The organism is Streptomyces sp. NPDC046308, from assembly GCF_055588065.1.
Window position 1 is genome coordinate 85,431 of record NZ_JBVJFB010000011.1, and the last position, 15,816, is coordinate 101,246.

Annotated in this window: 17 protein-coding genes; 5 read left to right on the top strand and 12 right to left on the bottom strand. The window is 72.0% G+C overall.

The genetic code is table 11. The features are described 5' to 3' along the window. Positions 1 to 79: 79 nt before the first annotated feature. On the bottom strand, positions 80 to 1,582 hold the full coding sequence (locus tag ACZ6JT_RS33330) for a hypothetical protein (RefSeq protein ID WP_469215646.1): 1,503 nt from the start codon (positions 1,580 to 1,582) through the stop codon (positions 80 to 82). Between the two features lie 391 nt (positions 1,583 to 1,973). On the opposite strand from ACZ6JT_RS33330, the gene ACZ6JT_RS33335 reads away from it, so the two are divergent. From ACZ6JT_RS33335 to ACZ6JT_RS33345, 3 genes are all read left to right on the top strand, one after another. After that, entirely contained in the window at positions 1,974 to 3,815 is a 1,842-nt protein-coding gene (locus ACZ6JT_RS33335; protein WP_469215647.1) for an endonuclease/exonuclease/phosphatase family protein, read from the top strand. A gap of 59 nt (positions 3,816 to 3,874) precedes the next feature. Beyond that, a complete protein-coding gene (locus ACZ6JT_RS33340; protein WP_469215649.1) occupies positions 3,875 to 4,336 on the top strand; it encodes a GNAT family N-acetyltransferase in 462 nt (153 codons plus the stop codon). A 143-nt stretch (positions 4,337 to 4,479) separates the two neighbouring features. Beyond that, a complete protein-coding gene (locus tag ACZ6JT_RS33345; RefSeq protein WP_469215651.1) occupies positions 4,480 to 4,734 on the top strand; it encodes a hypothetical protein in 255 nt (84 codons plus the stop codon). A 31-nt stretch (positions 4,735 to 4,765) separates the two neighbouring features. On the opposite strand, the gene ACZ6JT_RS33350 is transcribed toward ACZ6JT_RS33345, so the two are convergent. The 3 genes from ACZ6JT_RS33350 to ACZ6JT_RS33360 all read right to left on the bottom strand — a co-directional run bounded on the left by ACZ6JT_RS33350 (position 4,766) and on the right by ACZ6JT_RS33360 (position 7,557). Beyond that, positions 4,766 to 5,179 (bottom strand): hypothetical protein, encoded by a 414-nt coding sequence (locus tag ACZ6JT_RS33350; RefSeq protein ID WP_469215653.1) that lies wholly within the window; start codon positions 5,177 to 5,179, stop codon positions 4,766 to 4,768. 158 nt (positions 5,180 to 5,337) lie between these two features. Then, positions 5,338 to 6,318: a 2,3,4,5-tetrahydropyridine-2,6-dicarboxylate N-succinyltransferase gene (dapD, locus tag ACZ6JT_RS33355; protein ID WP_385809660.1), complete on the bottom strand. Its 981-nt coding sequence runs from the start codon at positions 6,316 to 6,318 to the stop codon at positions 5,338 to 5,340. A 9-nt stretch (positions 6,319 to 6,327) separates the two neighbouring features. Further along, positions 6,328 to 7,557, bottom strand: coding sequence for an MFS transporter (locus ACZ6JT_RS33360; protein ID WP_469215815.1), 1,230 nt, complete (start codon positions 7,555 to 7,557; stop codon positions 6,328 to 6,330). A gap of 94 nt (positions 7,558 to 7,651) precedes the next feature. Between ACZ6JT_RS33360 and ACZ6JT_RS33365 the strand changes: the two genes are divergently transcribed. Further along, a complete protein-coding gene (locus ACZ6JT_RS33365) occupies positions 7,652 to 8,527 on the top strand; it encodes a winged helix-turn-helix transcriptional regulator (RefSeq protein WP_469215655.1) in 876 nt (291 codons plus the stop codon). Here ACZ6JT_RS33365 and ACZ6JT_RS33370 read toward each other — a convergent pair. Then, a complete protein-coding gene (locus ACZ6JT_RS33370) occupies positions 8,524 to 9,114 on the bottom strand; it encodes a TetR/AcrR family transcriptional regulator (protein WP_469215657.1) in 591 nt (196 codons plus the stop codon). The two genes, ACZ6JT_RS33365 and ACZ6JT_RS33370, sit on opposite strands and share 4 nt — an antisense overlap. Between ACZ6JT_RS33370 and ACZ6JT_RS33375 the strand changes: the two genes are divergently transcribed. Then, positions 9,090 to 9,869, top strand: coding sequence for a hypothetical protein (locus ACZ6JT_RS33375; RefSeq protein ID WP_469215659.1), 780 nt, complete (start codon positions 9,090 to 9,092; stop codon positions 9,867 to 9,869). The two genes, ACZ6JT_RS33370 and ACZ6JT_RS33375, sit on opposite strands and share 25 nt — an antisense overlap. On the opposite strand, the gene ACZ6JT_RS33380 is transcribed toward ACZ6JT_RS33375, so the two are convergent. From ACZ6JT_RS33380 to sufD, 7 genes are all read right to left on the bottom strand, one after another. After that, a complete protein-coding gene (locus ACZ6JT_RS33380) occupies positions 9,853 to 11,184 on the bottom strand; it encodes a hypothetical protein (protein WP_469215816.1) in 1,332 nt (443 codons plus the stop codon). The genes ACZ6JT_RS33375 and ACZ6JT_RS33380 overlap by 17 nt on opposite strands. A 228-nt stretch (positions 11,185 to 11,412) precedes the next feature. Continuing rightward, positions 11,413 to 11,757 carry a metal-sulfur cluster assembly factor gene (locus ACZ6JT_RS33385; protein WP_030027092.1) on the bottom strand — a complete coding sequence of 115 codons (345 nt, stop codon included), beginning with the start codon at positions 11,755 to 11,757 and terminating at the stop codon, positions 11,413 to 11,415. After that, positions 11,754 to 12,215 (bottom strand): Fe-S cluster assembly sulfur transfer protein SufU, encoded by a 462-nt coding sequence (gene sufU / locus ACZ6JT_RS33390; RefSeq protein WP_351291359.1) that lies wholly within the window; start codon positions 12,213 to 12,215, stop codon positions 11,754 to 11,756. Before sufU ends, ACZ6JT_RS33385 begins: the two co-directional genes overlap by 4 nt. Before the next feature lie 36 nt (positions 12,216 to 12,251). Next, the gene (locus ACZ6JT_RS33395; protein WP_469215662.1) at positions 12,252 to 13,508 is read right to left on the bottom strand and encodes a cysteine desulfurase; all 1,257 of its coding nucleotides are present in this window, start codon (positions 13,506 to 13,508) and stop codon (positions 12,252 to 12,254) included. After that, complete coding sequence (gene sufC, locus ACZ6JT_RS33400; RefSeq protein WP_376614111.1) at positions 13,505 to 14,269, bottom strand: Fe-S cluster assembly ATPase SufC; 765 nt, start codon at positions 14,267 to 14,269, stop codon at positions 13,505 to 13,507. The genes ACZ6JT_RS33395 and sufC overlap by 4 nt, the downstream gene beginning before the upstream one ends. Before the next feature lie 7 nt (positions 14,270 to 14,276). Then, entirely contained in the window at positions 14,277 to 14,594 is a 318-nt protein-coding gene (locus ACZ6JT_RS33405) for a bifunctional 3-phenylpropionate/cinnamic acid dioxygenase ferredoxin subunit (RefSeq protein WP_469215664.1), read from the bottom strand. After that, complete coding sequence (gene sufD, locus ACZ6JT_RS33410) at positions 14,594 to 15,772, bottom strand: Fe-S cluster assembly protein SufD (protein WP_469215666.1); 1,179 nt, start codon at positions 15,770 to 15,772, stop codon at positions 14,594 to 14,596. Before sufD ends, ACZ6JT_RS33405 begins: the two co-directional genes overlap by 1 nt. Positions 15,773 to 15,816 lie beyond the last annotated feature (44 nt).

A 15,816-nucleotide genomic window follows, 5' to 3' on the forward strand; every position in this document is an offset into this window, starting at 1 on the left:
GACCGCCTCACGAGCCACCTCACCGACCACCCCACCGACCCACCAGCCATCCCGCAGGCCATCCCGCCGGCCGTCCGGATCAGGGGCGGCGGGAGCGCGCCTTGAACGCGGCCTTGCGGGCCTCCTTCGCCGCCTTCTTGTCCGGGTGCAGCCGGCCCATCGCCTCCAGGACGTACGCCGTCGCCGGGTGCTCCACCCGCCACACCTGCTCGAAGAAGCCCGTGTGATGAGCGGTCAGGGTCTCCATCAGGAGCGGCAGCTCCTCCGTCTCCCCGTCGGCGGCCAGCTGCGCCGCGACCGTGTCGACCGTCAGCCAGAACACCATCTCCGGGTCCGGCGCCGGTACGTCGGCCACCCCGCGCTCCGCCAGCCAGACCCGGGCGAGGCCGCCGAGCTCCGCGTCGTCCAGCACCGCCCGGACCGCCGGCTCCGCCTCGGGCCCGGCCGGCGCCAGGGCCTGCTGGCACCGGAGCCGGCGCAGCGGGCCGCCCTCGTCGTCCCCGCGCGCGGCGGCCAGCAGTTCGGCGACCGCGGCGGGCAATTCGCGGCCGGCGAGCCACTGCTCGATCTCGGCCTGGGCGGCGTTCTCGGGGTAGAAGGCGACCGCGTCGAGCAGTGCGTCGGCGCCCTTGTCGGCCAGTTCGCCGACGGCGGGGGCCTCGACCCCGGCCTCCAGCATCCGGGCCCGGATCCCGTACAGGCCGAGCGGGGTGAGGCGGACCATGCCGTAGCGGGAGACGTCCTCGTCGTCCACGGCGCCCGTGGCCTTCGGCTCCAGCGGTCCTTCGGCCTCCGCCATCAGCTCCTCGTCGACGGGCCGGAACTCGACCAGCCCGATCGGCTCCAGCTGCCTGAACTGGTCGTCGAGGCGCATCATCGCGTCCGAGACCTGCTCCAGCACGGCGTCGGTGGGCTCGCCCATCCCGTCGGGCACGACCATCGACGCGGCGAGCACCGGCAGCGGAACCGGCCGGTCCGCCGCCCCGCCCTCGGTGACGGTGAGCAGGTAGAGGTTGGCGAGGACCCCGTCGAGGAAGTCCGCCTCGCGGCCCGGGTTCCAGTCGAGCTGGTCGAAGTCGATCTCACCGCCCGCGTCCAGCGCGTCGACGAGGCCGTCCAAGTCGGGGACCGCCGCGTCGGCGAGCACCGTGTCCAGGGCCGCCAGCCAGAGGTCGAGCACGTCGCCGGGGGCTCCGCTCGTCACGAGCGCCAGGTCCTCGCCGGGCGCGGCCGTGCCGAAGCGCTCCTCACCATCGTGGCCGGCTCCTTCGCGGACGCCCTGCCCGGCGTCCTCCTCCGGCTCCGTCACGTCGACCAGGCCGGTGTCCACGGCCACCCGCCAGGCCTGGCCCGCGTACCCGGTGGAGTCCTGGTCGGCGGCGTCGAGGCCGAGCACGGCGACGGCCTCGGGCAGCTGCTCCGCGACGAGTTCGCCGCCGACGTCGACGCGGGTTCCGGGTCCGGCCCAGCGGGCGAGGCGCACGGCGCGCGCGAACAGCGGGGCGACGAGGGCGTCGCGGGCCAGTTCCGCGTCGGAGTGCAGCCGTACCGGCGGCAACGTGGGGTGCGACTCTGCGGACATGGTGCTGTTCTCCTCGCGGACGCGGTGGGGCCGGGCGCGCAGCCGGGCCGACGGGTCGTAACGGCCGGTTGGTCCGTCATGTGCGCGCGGACATCGGCGACATGGCCGACATGCCAGGCAAGGCGGCGCGGGTCGGATGTGGCGCAGATGACAGCGGTGGCCGTCGTTCGGCGTCCCAGCGTAGACGCATTTCGGGACCATCCGGCGGGCCATCACCGTTGGTTCATCCCACAGTCAGCCGTCGTATTCCCTGGAGGGCTTGACAACTTTGCTGGCCACACAGGAAATTGACGCGCGTAGATGTATCGGGAGCGGCACGCCCCCCGCAGATCTCGCTGCGACCCCGCTGCCGCGCCCCTCCTTTCCCTCTCCCACACCGGAGTTCCTGCCCATGCGCTCCTCGCATCCCCGTTCCGCCGCCGTCGCGGCCCTCGTCGCCACCGCACTGGCCACCGGCCTGCTCGCGGGCTCCGCCGACGCGGCCGAAGGCGCCGTGTCCGCCGATCCGATACGCATCCACGACATCCAGGGCACCACCCGGATATCCCCGCTGAACGGCAAGCAGGTCACCGACGTCGAGGGCATCGTGACGGGCGTGCGGACGTACGGCTCGCGCGGCTTCTGGATCCAGGACCCGGACGCCGACGACAACGACGCCACCAGCGAGGGCGTGTTCGTCTTCACCAGCTCGGCCCCCACCGTCGCCGTGGGCGACGCGGTCAAGGTCTCCGGCACCGTCGGCGAGTACGTCCCCGGCGGCCTGACCTCCGGAAACCAGTCGGTCACGCAGATCTCCAAGCCGACGGTGACCGTGGTCTCCTCCGGCAACGCGCTGCCCGAGGCCACCGCGATCAACGAGTACTCGGTGCCCGCCGAGTACGCCCCGGCGGGCGACCCGGCCGCCGCCGGCAGCATCAACGGCCTGGCCCTGGAGCCCGCGCGCTACGCCCTGGACTACTACGAGTCCCTGGAGGGCATGAACGTCAGGATCGGCACCTCCCGCGTGGTCGGCGCCACCGACCCGCACGCGGAGCTGTGGGTCACGGTGAAGGGCTGGGAGAACACCGCCAAGCGCGGTGGCACGATCTACGGCTCCTACGAGTCCCAGAACACCGGCCGCCTCCAGATCCAGCAGCTCGCGCCCCTCGCGCAGCAGCCCTTCCCGGTGGCCAACGTCGGCGACAAGCTGGAAGGCACCACCGAGGGCCCGCTGGACTTCAACCAGTTCGGCGGCTACACGCTGGTGGCCCGCACCCTCGGCACGGTCAAGGCGGGCACCCTCGCCCCCGAGAAGACCAAGCCGCAGGCCGAGCAGGAGCTCGCGGTGGCCACGTACAACGTGGAGAACCTCGACCCGACCGACCCGCAGGAGAAGTTCGACGCGCTGGCGAAGGCGGTCGTCGAGAACCTCGCCTCGCCCGACGTCCTCGCCCTGGAGGAGATCCAGGACGACAACGGCGCCAAGAACGACGGCACCGTCTCCGCCGAGCAGACGCTGACGAAGTTCACCGCGGCGATCACGGCGGCGGGCGGCCCGGCCTACCAGTGGCGGTCCGTCAACCCGGAGGACAAGAAGGACGGCGGCGAGCCCGGCGGCAACATCCGCCAGGTCTTCCTCTTCAACCCGGCGCGGGTCTCCTTCACCGAGCGCGCCCCGGGCGACGCGGTGACGGCGACCGGTGTGGTCAAGGAGAACGGCAAGGCCGCCCTGACCCACTCCCCCGGCCGCGTCGACCCCGCGAACCCGGCGTGGGCGGACAGCCGCAAGCCCCTCGCGGGCGAGTTCGTCTTCCGCGGCAAGACGGTCTTCGTGATCGCCAACCACTTCGGCTCCAAGGGCGGCGACGAGGGCCTGACCTCGCACCACCAGCCGCCGGTCCGTTCCTCGGAGGCCAAGCGGCTGCTGCAGGCGCAGGCCGTGAACGGCTTCGTCAAGGAGATCCTGACGGCGGACAAGAACGCGAACGTCCTGGTCCTCGGTGACATCAACGACTTCGAGTTCTCGGCGACGACGGACGCGCTCGCGGACGGCGGGGCGCTGTACCCGGCGATCAAGTCGCTGCCGAAGGCGGAGCGCTACTCGTACGTCTACCAGGGCAACGCGCAGGTGCTGGACCAGATCCTGACCAGCCCGGCGGTCAAGAAGTTCACGTACGACAGCGTGCACATCAACGCGGAGTTCTCGGCCCAGAACAGCGACCACGACCCGCAGGTGCTGCGCTTCAAGCCGTAGCCACGCGGCCGCGGGGGTCCGGCCGCCGTCCCGGCCGGGCCCCCTGCCACAATCCGGCCATGGACTTCCGCAATGCCGGGCGCCGGGACCTGCCCGCCGTACTCGCCCTGCTCGCCGACGAGGACCAGGTCCTCGACCCGGCCTCGATCGTGGTCGGCGAGGCGCACGAGCGGGCCTTCGCCGCCATCGGGGCGGACCCCCGCAACGAGATGATGGTCCTCACCGACGGGGCGGCCGGGGCGGAGGTCGTCCTCGGCTGCCTCCAGCTGACGTACATCCCGGGCCTGGGGCAGAACGGGCAGGAGCGGGCCGTCGTGGAGGCCGTACGGGTCCGCGCGGACCGGCGGGGCGCGGGACTCGGCGCGGAGCTGATGCGCCTGGCCGTCGAGCGGGCCCGCGAGCGCGGCTGCGGCCTGGTCCAGCTGACGAGCAGCAAGCGGCGCACCGCGGCCCACCGCTTCTACGAGCGGCTCGGCTTCGCGCGCAGCCACGAGGGCTTCAAGCTGAAGCTGACGCCGTAGCGGGCCCTTTTCCGGGCAAGGCGGGGACTTTCGCCCCTGGCGTGACGCTCGACACATCCCTACCGAATCCACCGGTTGTGGTGTTGAGTATCTCCACGCCCGATCTTGCCCGGCTTGTACCGCCCCCTCCCTGGAGGATCCGCGTGTTCCCCTCCATCTCCCTCGCCCACGAAATCGGCCTCGCCGTCCTGCTCGTGGCCGCGCTCGTCTGGGTCGTGGGTTTCGGTCACATGCTGTGGGACAGCCGCTTCCACCAGCCGGAGCCCAGCGCGCCCGAGGGTCTGCCGATGATCCCGGCGCAGCGCGGCTGTGCCGGGCACCCGATGGAGTCGGTGGAGCTGACCGAGGCGGAGCAGCAGGCCTTCGCCGGCCTGGTCCGCACGATCCCGCTGCACTGACCGCCGCCGAACCCCTCGCCGCGTCCCCGGCCTACTCGTGGACGCGCCGCGGAGGCTGTCGCCGTCCCACCGCGCCGATCAGGGCGCAGACGCCGGCGGTCACGACGAGGCTCCCCACCATGACCATCCCGACGCCGATGACGAAGAGCCCGCTGGCGTCGTCCGACCAGTCGTAGGCCGCGGCGATCGTCAGACCGGCCGTGACGCCCGCGACGACGCCCGCCGCGTTGCCGCGCAACGCCGCCCAGCACACCGGCACCAGCAGGGTCACCACGAGCCCGATCACCTGCCATGCCTCGTACGGGCCGGTCTGCGAACCGTCGGGGTGTACGTCGCGCTGCTGGTCCCAGCCCAGCCAGGCGGCCCAGGCCGCCGACGCCAGCACGGCGAGCAGCAGAGCGGTCAGGAGCCGGGGAGCGGGGCCGGAGAGGGGTCGTCGTCTCATGTCCCCCAGCCTTCCCTGCGGCCCCACCGCCGACCAGAGCGCACGTACTCAGTCCCGACCGAGTACCGGCCCCGCCCACGACCGAGCGCCCTCCCGACCCGCGAGGGGCCGAAAGGGCGCTCGGTGCTGACATCGGGCAACCGGCAACCGGCGGAGCGTCAGTTGTGGCTGTGCAGGACCTCGTTCAGGCCGCCCCAGGCCGCCTTGTACGGACGGGCCTCGACGGCGCCGGTGACCGAGTTGCGGCGGAAGAGGATGTTGCTGGCGCCGGAGAGCTCCAGGGCCTTGACGATCTGGCCGTCCGGCAGCGTGACGCGGGTGCCCGCGGTCACGTACAGGCCGGCCTCGACGACGCACTCGTCGCCCAGCGCGATGCCGACGCCGGCCTCGGCGCCGATCAGGGTGCGCTCGCCGATCGAGATGATCTGCTTGCCGCCACCCGAGAGGGTGCCCATGGTGGAGGCGCCGCCGCCGATGTCGGAGCCGTCGCCGACCACGACGCCCGCGGAGATGCGGCCCTCGACCATGGAGGTGCCGAGGGTGCCGGCGTTGAAGTTGACGAAGCCCTCGTGCATGACGGTGGTGCCCTCGGCGAGGTGCGCGCCGAGGCGAACGCGGTCCGCGTCGGCGATGCGCACGCCCTTGGGGGCGACGTAGTCGGTCATCCGCGGGAACTTGTCGATCGAGGTGACCTGGAGGTGCAGGCCCTCGGCGCGCGCGTTCAGGCGGACGGTCTCGACCTGGTCGATCGCGACCGGGCCCAGCGAGGTCCAGGCGACGTTGGCCAGCAGGCCGAAGACTCCGTCGAGGTTCTGGCCGTGCGGCTTGACCAGGCGGTGGCTGAGCAGGTGCAGGCGCAGGTACGCGTCGTGCGCGTCCAGCGGCTTGTCGTCCAGGGAGGCGATCACCGTGCGGACGGCTACGACCTCGACGCCGCGGACCGCGTCCGTGCGGATCGCCTTGGCCGCGGCGGCGCCGAGGAGCTCCACGGCCTGCTCGGCGGTGAGGCGCTCGGTGCCGGCCGGGCCGGGCTCGGCGACCAGCTCGGGAGCGGGGAACCAGGTGTCGAGGACGGTGCCGTCGGCGGTGAGGGTGGCAAGTCCGGCGGCGACGGCGCCGGTGGTACGCGTAGCAGTCATATCCGAAACCTAACCGGCGACGACCTGCGGTCGCGAACCGGTCTCATGTGCCGGGCGGAGCGCGTGTCGCCGCTGCCGCGCCGAGGCCCACAGCACCGCCCCGCCCGCCGCCACCGCCAGCCCGGCACAGAGCGGCCACAGCAGGCCGGGAGCGGCCGAGTACAGCGCGCCGCCCAGCGGCGGCCCGATGACGACCCCGCTGACCGAGACGCCCGCGTACAGGCTCTGGAACCGCCCGATGGCGTGCTCGGGCGCCTCGTCGGCCACGTAGGCGGTGGCGGTGGTCTTGTAGAGGATCTCCCCGAGGCTCAGCAGGACCATCATCACCACGGCGCTCGCGATCCCCGCCCCGAAGAGCAGCGCCCCGTAGCCGGCCCCGACCAGCACCAGCCCGGCCGCGATCACCGGCAGCGCCGGCCGTTCGCGCAGCGCGACGGCGGCGGGCAGCTCCAGCAGCAGGATCACCCCGCCGTTGAGGGCGATGACGAGCCCGAAGGCCCGCGGGTCCAGGCCGTGGTCGGTCAGGAAGACGGGGAAGGTGGAGTACTGCTGGCGGTAGACGACGTCGGTCACCAGGATCGCGCCGAGCAGCACCAACAGGGCGGGCCGGGCCCGCAGTTCGGCGGCGAGTCCGCGGCCCCGACCCCCGTCCGGGGCCGCGGGGCTCTTGCGGGACGCGCCGCGCGCCGGGACGACGCGGGCGGTCCAGAGGGCGAAGACGAGGGTCCCGACGCCGTCGGCGACGAAGAGCCAGTCGTACGAGAGCCCGGTGGCGATCAGGGCGCCGAGCGGCGGCCCGAGGGTGAATCCGCCGTTGGACGCGCAGCGTACGAGCGCGAAGGCCTGGCGGCGGTCTCCCTCCGGTACGGCGACCGCGACCAGCGCGGAGTTCGCGGCCCGGATCACGCCCGAGGCGTACTGGGCCACCGGCATGGCCACGAAGAGGAGCGGCGTGGGCAGCAGCGGGAAGGCCGCGAGGGCCAGTCCACCCAGAGTGGCGGCGGCCAGCAGCACCCGGCGGTGGCCGAAGCGGTCCCCGTACCAGCCGCCGCTGAAGTTGCCCGCGACCAGGCCGACCCCGCTGATGCCGCTGACGAGGCCGGCCTCGGCGGCCCCGAGGCCGCGCGGGCCGGTCAGGTAGAGGAAGACGAAGACGAAGGTGAAGCTGACGACGGCGTTGACGAACACCCCCGCAGCCAGCAGCCACACGACCCTCGGTATGTCCTTGAACCCCTGCAGCACACCCGTGTCCCCCGCATCCGATGAGTTAGTTCCTTTTGGGAACTGACTATGTCAGCATGACAACCTCGGGTCAACGGACGAAGGAGTTCCCATGGCCCAGCGCACACACCTCGGCGACGCGGACTGCGCCATCGCCCAGGCCCTCGACGTGGTGGGCGACTGGTGGACGCTGCTGATCGTGCGCGACACCGCGCGCGGCGTGCACCGCTTCGACGAGCTCCAGCGCGAGCTGGGCATGTCCCGCAAGGTGCTGACGGAGCGGCTGAAGATGCTCGTCGAGGCCGGGGTGCTGACGCGCGAGCCGTACCAGGAACGACCGGTGCGGTACGAGTACCGGCTGACCCCGCGCGGGCGGGGGCTGCTGCCGGTCCTGGTGGCCCTCCAGGACTGGGGAGACACCTGGGTCCTGGGAGAGGGCGAGATGACGGCGACGACCGACGCGGCCTCGCGGGAGGCGGAACGGGTGCACGCGCTGCGCGGCACGCGGGTACCGGAGCTGCTGCTGCCGGACCGTTTCGGCGGGCTGAGCGACCCGGTGGCGGACACCCCGTTCACGGTCCTGTACTGCTTCCCGGGCGCGTACGCCCGCGCCGAGGCCTACCCGCCCGGCTGGGCCGGCATCCCCGGCGCCAAGGGCTGCACCTTCGAGTCGTGCACGTACCGCGACCAGCTCGCGGAGTTCACCGCGGCCGGCGCCACCGTGCACGGGGTGTCGGCCCAGCGCCCGGACGAGCAGCGGGAGTTCGCCGAGCACGAGCGGCTGCGGTTCCCGCTCCTGTCGGACGCGGACCTGGCGCTGACGGCTGCGCTGCGACTGCCGACGTTCCGCGCGGGGGGCGTGAGCCGGATCAAGCGGCTGACCCTGGTCGTGGACCGCGACCGCACGGTCCGTGAGGTGATCTACCCGATCCGGGACATCGAGGCGAGCGTGGCCACGGCACTGACCGCGGTCCGCTCCGCGGGCTAGGTGGTGCGCCCCAGCACCCGGCCCAGGACCTCCCGGGCGTACGCCTCGTCGTACGGGGCGTCCGTCAGCAGGACCTGGAGGCCGATGCCGTCCATGACGGCCACCAGCGCCCGCGCCGTCACCGGATCCGTCCGGGCGGCGAGCGCCGCGCACACGGACTCGCACCACTGCGACGCCACCGGACGCAGCGCCGGCCGGCGCAGGGCCGCGAGGTAGAGCTCGTACTCCAGCTCGACCCGGCCCCGGTCCGCCGCCAGGAGCTCCCCCAGCAGGCGGGCCAGCGCCCGGGCGAGGTCCGCTTCCGGGTCGGCCAGCGCCGCCGAGTCCGCCACCGCCCGCGCGAAGCCCTCGTTGGCCTGGCGCAGCGCCGCGACCAGCAGGTCGTCCAGGGTCTTGAAGTGGTACGTCGTCGACCCGAGCGGTACGTCGGCCTCCGCGGCGGCGCTGCGGTGGCTCAGCCCCGCGATGCCCTTGGGCGGGGAGAAGGGGCGGCCCGCGCATGGCGCAGCATTGGACCCACCACGGCAGCGGCTGGCTGCCCTCGCGCTCTCCCCTGCCGGGCGTGATACCTCTGCGCCCGCTGGCACCGCGGGAGATCCTCGGCGGCGCCCTCGTCACCCTGCGCCGCTACGGCGGCCGGCTGCTCGGCGCCCTGCTCCTCGGGCAGCTCGGCGGGCTGCTGCCGGTGGCCGTGGTCGCCGGGGCGGCCACCCTCGCCTCCCTGACCCGTACCGCCGGCAGCCGGGCGTTCGTCTACGCCCTCATCCCGGCCTTCGCCCTGTTCCTGCTGTTCGGCTGGGCCCTGTCCGGTGCCCTGGCCGCGGCCCTGCTCCGGCCGGCCGTCCTCGGGCGCCGCGTCGCCGCGCGCGAGCTGCTGCGGGCCGCCCTGCCCCGGACGCCCGCGGTGCTCGGCGCCGGGCTGCTGGCCCTGCTCGCCGCCGCCGGACCGGCCGCCGCCGCCTTCGCCGCCGGGCTGCCGGCGCTCGCCCTGCTCCCGCTCGCCCCGGTCGCCCTGTGGCTCGCCGTGCTCTTCGCCCTGGCCCCCACGGCCGCCGGGTACGAGGGGCTCGGCCCCCTGGCGGCCCTGCGCCGCTCGGCCCGCCTGGTGCGCGGCGCCTGGTGGCGCACCCTGTGCGTCACCGCTCCGGCGGCGGCGCTGGCGCTGGGCGTCGGCTACGCCCTGCAGTACTGGTTCGGCGCCGTCGGCGTGCTGCTCGCGGCGGCCCTGCTGCCGGCCTTCCCCCAGCTGACCGCCGGCCTGCTCTACGCCGACCGGCGGCTCCGCGGTGAGCACCCGGCCGGGTCGTTCACGGCGGAGCCCCTGATCACGGATTCAGCGTGAACCAGGCCGCCCGCGCCTTCTTCCACTCGGCGTGCGTCAGGTCCTTGGCCTCGGTGCCGTCGCCGTAGAGGTCCGCGGACCCGCTGTCGGTGACCAGCTGCACCCGGGCGCCCGCGGCCGTCAGGTCCGGGACGTCCACGACGGCCTCCCAGCCGCCCGGGTCGGTGGTCGGCAGATCGGCCCGCTTGACCGGGGCGTGCCCGGGAACGCCGTCCCACTGGTAGAGCGCGTACGGGTCGGAGTTGTCGTCCGCGGCCCAGGAGCCGGCCAGGATCAGGTACTGCCCGGCCGTGTTCTTGCGCAGGTCCCGGACGGCCAGTCCGCCGAGGTCCAGCTCGATGCCCGCCCCGAAGACGGCCTTGGCCCCGCTCGCAAGGACCTTGTCGAAGTTGGTGACGGGCACGATCAGCGCCTTGCCGCCCGGCACGGCCGGCGCCAGCGGGGCCCGGAAGCCCAGGTAGGCGGTGGTCGTGGAGCCGGGCGCGAACTCCAGCCCCTCCACGTTGAAGCCGTCGATCTGCTTGGGCGCCTGGCCCGCCGCGGTGCCGGCCGCGAAGCCGTAGCGGTTGCCGTTCGCCGTGTCCCAGGCGACCAGGTCCTCGCGGAGCTTCTTGTACGAGCGCCCGTACGCCAGCTGCGTGCCCGTGCCGGACCCGCTCACCGTGGTGGTGAACACCGTGTTCCGGGGCGCCTTGTACTCGCCGTCCTTGTTGTTGCCGAGCGAGCCGGTCCAGTAGACGGTGTCGCCGATCCGGGTCGCCCCCTCGATGTCCACCTCCTTGGTGACCCCGAGCTGCGAGCTGAAGTCCCAGGTCCGCACGGGCGCGCCCGAGCGGGAGCGGTCGTACAGGCGCAGCACGTTGGACTCGTCGTCCGCCACCACCGCGTACCCGCCGCCCACGTCCACGGCGGCCGAGGCGTCCGCGGAGCCGGTGAGGTAGCGCGCGTCGGCCGGGTTCCGCACCTCGGAGGAGGCGGCGTACGAGAGGGTCCTGGTGGCGGTCTTGCCGCCCAGCCCGGTCACCTTGACGGTGAGGTCGGTGTAGCCGCGGCCGCGCGCCGTGACGGCCAGCTGCCGCACCGCCCCGGCGCCGGTGACGGTGACGTCGCCGGTCCCGGCGACCGAGGCCTTGCTCGACGCCGAGGCGCTGACCGTCAGGGCGGAGGCGTCGGCCCCGCTCTGGCCGACGGTGACGTTCACGACCGGGTCCCCGACGGCCCCGACGGCTCCGGAGAGGTAGGACGCGGACAGCGCGATCGTCGGCGTCCCGTACGTCACGGCCTGTGCGGGCGCGGTCAGCCCGACGAACAGCAGGGCGGCGGCGCCGGCTGTCCCGGCGGCGAAACGAACGGTCACAGAGGGTCCTCTCGTATTCGGCGCCACGTCGTGACGGCCGTCGAGAAGGTTCGGCGACGGTGGACAACTGCGGGTGCACGCCATCCGTCCACCCGGAGAACAGCGTTCCCGATCAAGAAGACAACGGTGGAGAGCAGAAGGGCCCCCGGCACGACCGTGCCGGGGGCCCTCGTCCGCGAGCGGTGATCAGACGTTGAAGCCGAGCGCGCGGAGCTGCTCACGACCGTCGTCCGTGATCTTGTCCGGGCCCCACGGCGGCATCCAGACCCAGTTGATCCGGAGCTCGTTGACGATGCCGTCCGTCGCCGACTTCGCCTGGTCCTCGATGACGTCGGTCAGCGGGCAGGCCGCCGAGGTCAGCGTCATGTCGAGGGTGGCGATGTTGGCGTCGTCGATGTGGATGCCGTAGATCAGGCCCAGATTGACGACGTCGATGCCCAGCTCGGGGTCGACCACGTCGTAGAGGGCCTCACGGACCTCCTCCTCGGTGGCCGGCTTGGTCGACGCCTCGGGCGTCGCGTTCTCGGTCATGCCGTCTTCCTCTCCGCGTCGCCCAGAGCCTGGGCGGTCGCGTCCTTCCACGCCATCCAACTCAGCAGAGCACATTTCACGCGAGCCGGGTACTTGGAGACCCCGACGAACGCGACCGCGTCCTCCAGCACGTCCTCCATGGCCTCGTCCGGCTCGATCTTGCCCTTGGACTGCATCATCTCCAGGAACACCGCCTGGATCTTCTGCGCCTCGGCCAGGTCCTTGCCGACCAGCAGCTCATTGAGTACGGACGCGCTGGCCTGGCTGATGGAGCAGCCCTGGCCCTCGTACGAGACATCGGTGAGCGTCTCGCCGTCGTACTTCACGCGCAGCGTGATCTCGTCGCCGCACGTCGGGTTGACGTGGTGCACCTCGGCGTCGCCGTCGCGCAGGCCACGCCCGTGCGGGTGCTTGTAGTGGTCCAGGATGAGTTCCTGGTACATCGAATCCAGCTTCACAGCGTCCTCGTCAGCCTCATCGTCGTCGACTCGTCGTCACCCGAAGAAGTTCCGTACGTGCTCCAGCCCGTCGACCAGCGCGTCGACGTCGGCCGGAGAGGAGTACAGATAGAAAGACGCTCGCGTCGTCGCCGGAATTCCGTAGCGCAGGCAGACGGGGCGCGCGCAGTGGTGTCCCACGCGGACCGCGATGCCCTGCTCGTCCAGCACCTGGCCGACGTCGTGCGGGTGGATGTCGCCGAGGACGAAGGAGATCGCGGCGCCGCGGTCCTCGGCCGTGGTGGGGCCGATGATCCGCAGGTCGGGCACCTCGGCGAGACGCTTGATCGCGTACTCGGTGATCGCGTGCTCGTGCGCGGCGATCTTGTCCATGCCGATCGCGGACAGGTAGTCCACGGCCGCGCCGAGGCCGACGGCCTGGGCGATCGGGGGCGTACCGGCCTCGAACTTGTGGGGCGCCGGGGCATAGGTCGAGGCGTGCATCGACACGGTCTCGATCATCTCGCCGCCACCGAGGAACGGGGGCAGGTCCTCCAGGAGCTCCTGGCGGCCCCAGAGGACGCCGATGCCGGTCGGGCCGCACATCTTGTGGCCGGTGAAGGCCACGAAGTCGGCGCCGAGCGCCTGGACGTCCAGCGGCATGTGCGGGGCGGCCTGGGAGGCGTCGATCAGCACCAGGGCGCCGACGTCCTGGGCACGCCGGACGATCGCCTCGACCGGGTTGACCGTGCCCATGATGTTGGAGACCAGCGTGAAGGAGACGATCTTCGTCTTCTCCGTGATGACCTCTTCGATGTTGGACAGGTCGAGCCGGCCGTCGTCGGTGAGGCCGAACCACTTCAGCTTCGCACCGGTGCGCTGCGAGAGCAGCTGCCACGGGACGATGTTGGAGTGGTGCTCCATCTCCGTGATGGCGATCTCGGTCTCGCGGTCGACCCGGTAGGGCTCGTCCGCCCAGCCGAGCATGTTCGCGACCAGGTTGAGCGACTCCGAGGCGTTCTTGGTGAAGATCACCTCGTCGCGGCTCGGCGCGTTGATGAAGGCGGCGACCTTGTCGCGGGCGCCCTCGTACAGCGCCGTGGCCTCCTCGGCGAGCACGTGCACGCCGCGGTGGACGTTGGCGTTGTGCTGCTCGTAGTACTCGTTCAGCGCGTCGAGCACCTGGCGCGGCTTCTGCGAAGTCGCCGCGTTGTCCAGGTAAACGATCTTCTTCCCGTCGTGGACCACACGATCCAGAAGGGGGAAGTCCTTGCGGATCGCCTCGATGTCGAGGAGGCCAGGCAGCTGTGTCACGCGGTCGCGCCACCCTTCACGTACTTGTCGTAACCCTCGGCCTCCAGCTGGTCGGCGAGCTCGGCGCCACCGGACTCGGCGATGCGGCCGTTCGCGAACACGTGCACGAAGTCGGGCTTGATGTAGCGCAGGATGCGCGTGTAGTGGGTGATCAGCAGGGTGCCGACCTCACCGGTCTCGCGGACGCGGTTGACGCCCTCCGAGACGATGCGCAGCGCGTCGACGTCGAGGCCGGAGTCGGTCTCGTCGAGGATCGCGATCTTCGGCTTCAGGAGCTCCAGCTGCAGGATCTCGTGGCGCTTCTTCTCACCACCGGAGAAGCCCTCGTTGACGTTGCGGTCGGCGAAGGCCGGGTCCATGTGGAGCTGCTCCATCGCGGCCTTGACCTCCTTCACCCAGGTGCGCAGCTTCGGCGCCTCGCCGCGGATGGCGGTGGCCGAGGTGCGGAGGAAGTTGGAGACCGAGACGCCGGGGACCTCGACCGGGTACTGCATGGCGAGGAAGACGCCGGCGCGGGCACGCTCGTCGACGGACATCTCCAGGACGTCCTCGCCGTCGAGGGTCACGGTGCCACCGGTGATGGTGTACTTCGGGTGACCGGCGAGCGAGTACGCCAGGGTGGACTTGCCGGAGCCGTTCGGACCCATGATGGCGTGCGTCTCACCCTGCTTGACGGTGAGGTCGACGCCCTTGAGGATCTCGCGGGCGCCGTTCTCGGCCTCGACGGAGACGTGCAGGTCGTGGATTTCAAGCGTTGCCATGGATACCTCAGGACTCCTGGGTGAGGGAGACGAGCACGTCGCCCCCTTCGATCTTTACGGGGTATACGGGTACGGGGCGCGTCGCGGGCAGACCGGAGGGCTTGCCGGTGCGCAGGTCGAAGGCCGACCCGTGCAGCCAGCACTCGATCATGCAGTCCTCGACCTCGCCCTCCGAGAGCGAGACGTTCGCGTGCGAGCAGATGTCGTTGATCGCGAACACCTCCCCCTCGGTGGAGACGATGGACACCGGCGTGCCGTCGAGTTCCACCCTCTTCGGGGTGTTCTCCTCCAGCTCGCTCAGCGCGCAGGCCTTGACGTAGTTCATCAGACGGAACCCTGGAGCTCGGCCTCGATCTTGCTGAGCAGGCGCTCCTCGATGTCCGGGACACCGATCTGCTGGACGAGCTCGGCGAAGAAGCCGCGGACGACCAGGCGGCGGGCCTCGTCGGCCGGGATGCCGCGGGCCTGGAGGTAGAAGAGCTGCTCGTCGTCGAAGCGGCCGGTCGCCGAGGCGTGGCCGGCGCCGACGATCTCGCCGGTCTCGATCTCGAGGTTCGGCACCGAGTCGACGCGCGCGCCGTCCGTGAGGACGAGGTTGCGGTTCATCTCGTAGGTGTCGGTGCCCTCGGCGGTCTTCTCGATGAGCACGTCACCGATCCACACCGCGTGGGCGTCCTGGCCCTGGAGCGCACCCTTGTAGACCACGTTCGACTTGCAGTGCGGCGCTGCGTGGTTGACCAGGAGGCGGTGCTCCTGGTGCTGGCCGGCGTCCGTGAAGTACAGGCCGAAGAGCTCGGCCTCGCCGCCGGGGCCGGCGTAGGTGATCCGCGGGTGGATGCGGACGACGTCGCCGCCGAAGGTGACCACGACGGACTTGAAGCTCGCGTCGCGGCCGATCAGCGTGTTGTGCTGCGAGCAGTGGACGGCCGTGTCGTCCCAGTCCTGCACGGAGACGACGGTGAGCTTGGCGCCGTCGCCGACGAGGAAGTCGACGTTGGCGGCGCGCACGGCGTCACCGGTGTGGTCGATGACGATGACGGCCTCGGCGAAGGCCTGCACGTCGAAGACGGTGTGTCCGAAGGTGGTACCGCCCTCGCCGTGCAGCGAGAGGCGCACCGGCTCGGTCAGGACGGCCTCCTTGGGCACGGTGACGACCGTGGCCTTGGCGAAGGACGAGTACGCCTGGGCGGCGATCCGGTCCACCGGGGTGCCGGCTTTGCCGATGCGCGCGTCGTCGCGGTCCACCGACTCGACCGTGACGCCCTCGGGCGCGTCGATCTGGGCCTTGATGGCGCCGTCGGCGACCGCGGTGCCGTCGTGGAGACCGCGCAGGCGGGCCAGCGGGGTGAAGCGCCACTCCTCCTCGCGGCCGTGGGGCACGGGGAAGTCCGCCACGTCGAAGGACGGGGGGGCACTCATCCGGGTGGCGACGGTGGACTCGGCGGCCACCGCGATCGCGCCGGCGGTGGTCGAACCCGCCGGAATGTTCTGAGCCTCAGCCATGGCTGTCTTCGTGCTCGCTCTCTTTAAAACACACGTCTACGTCA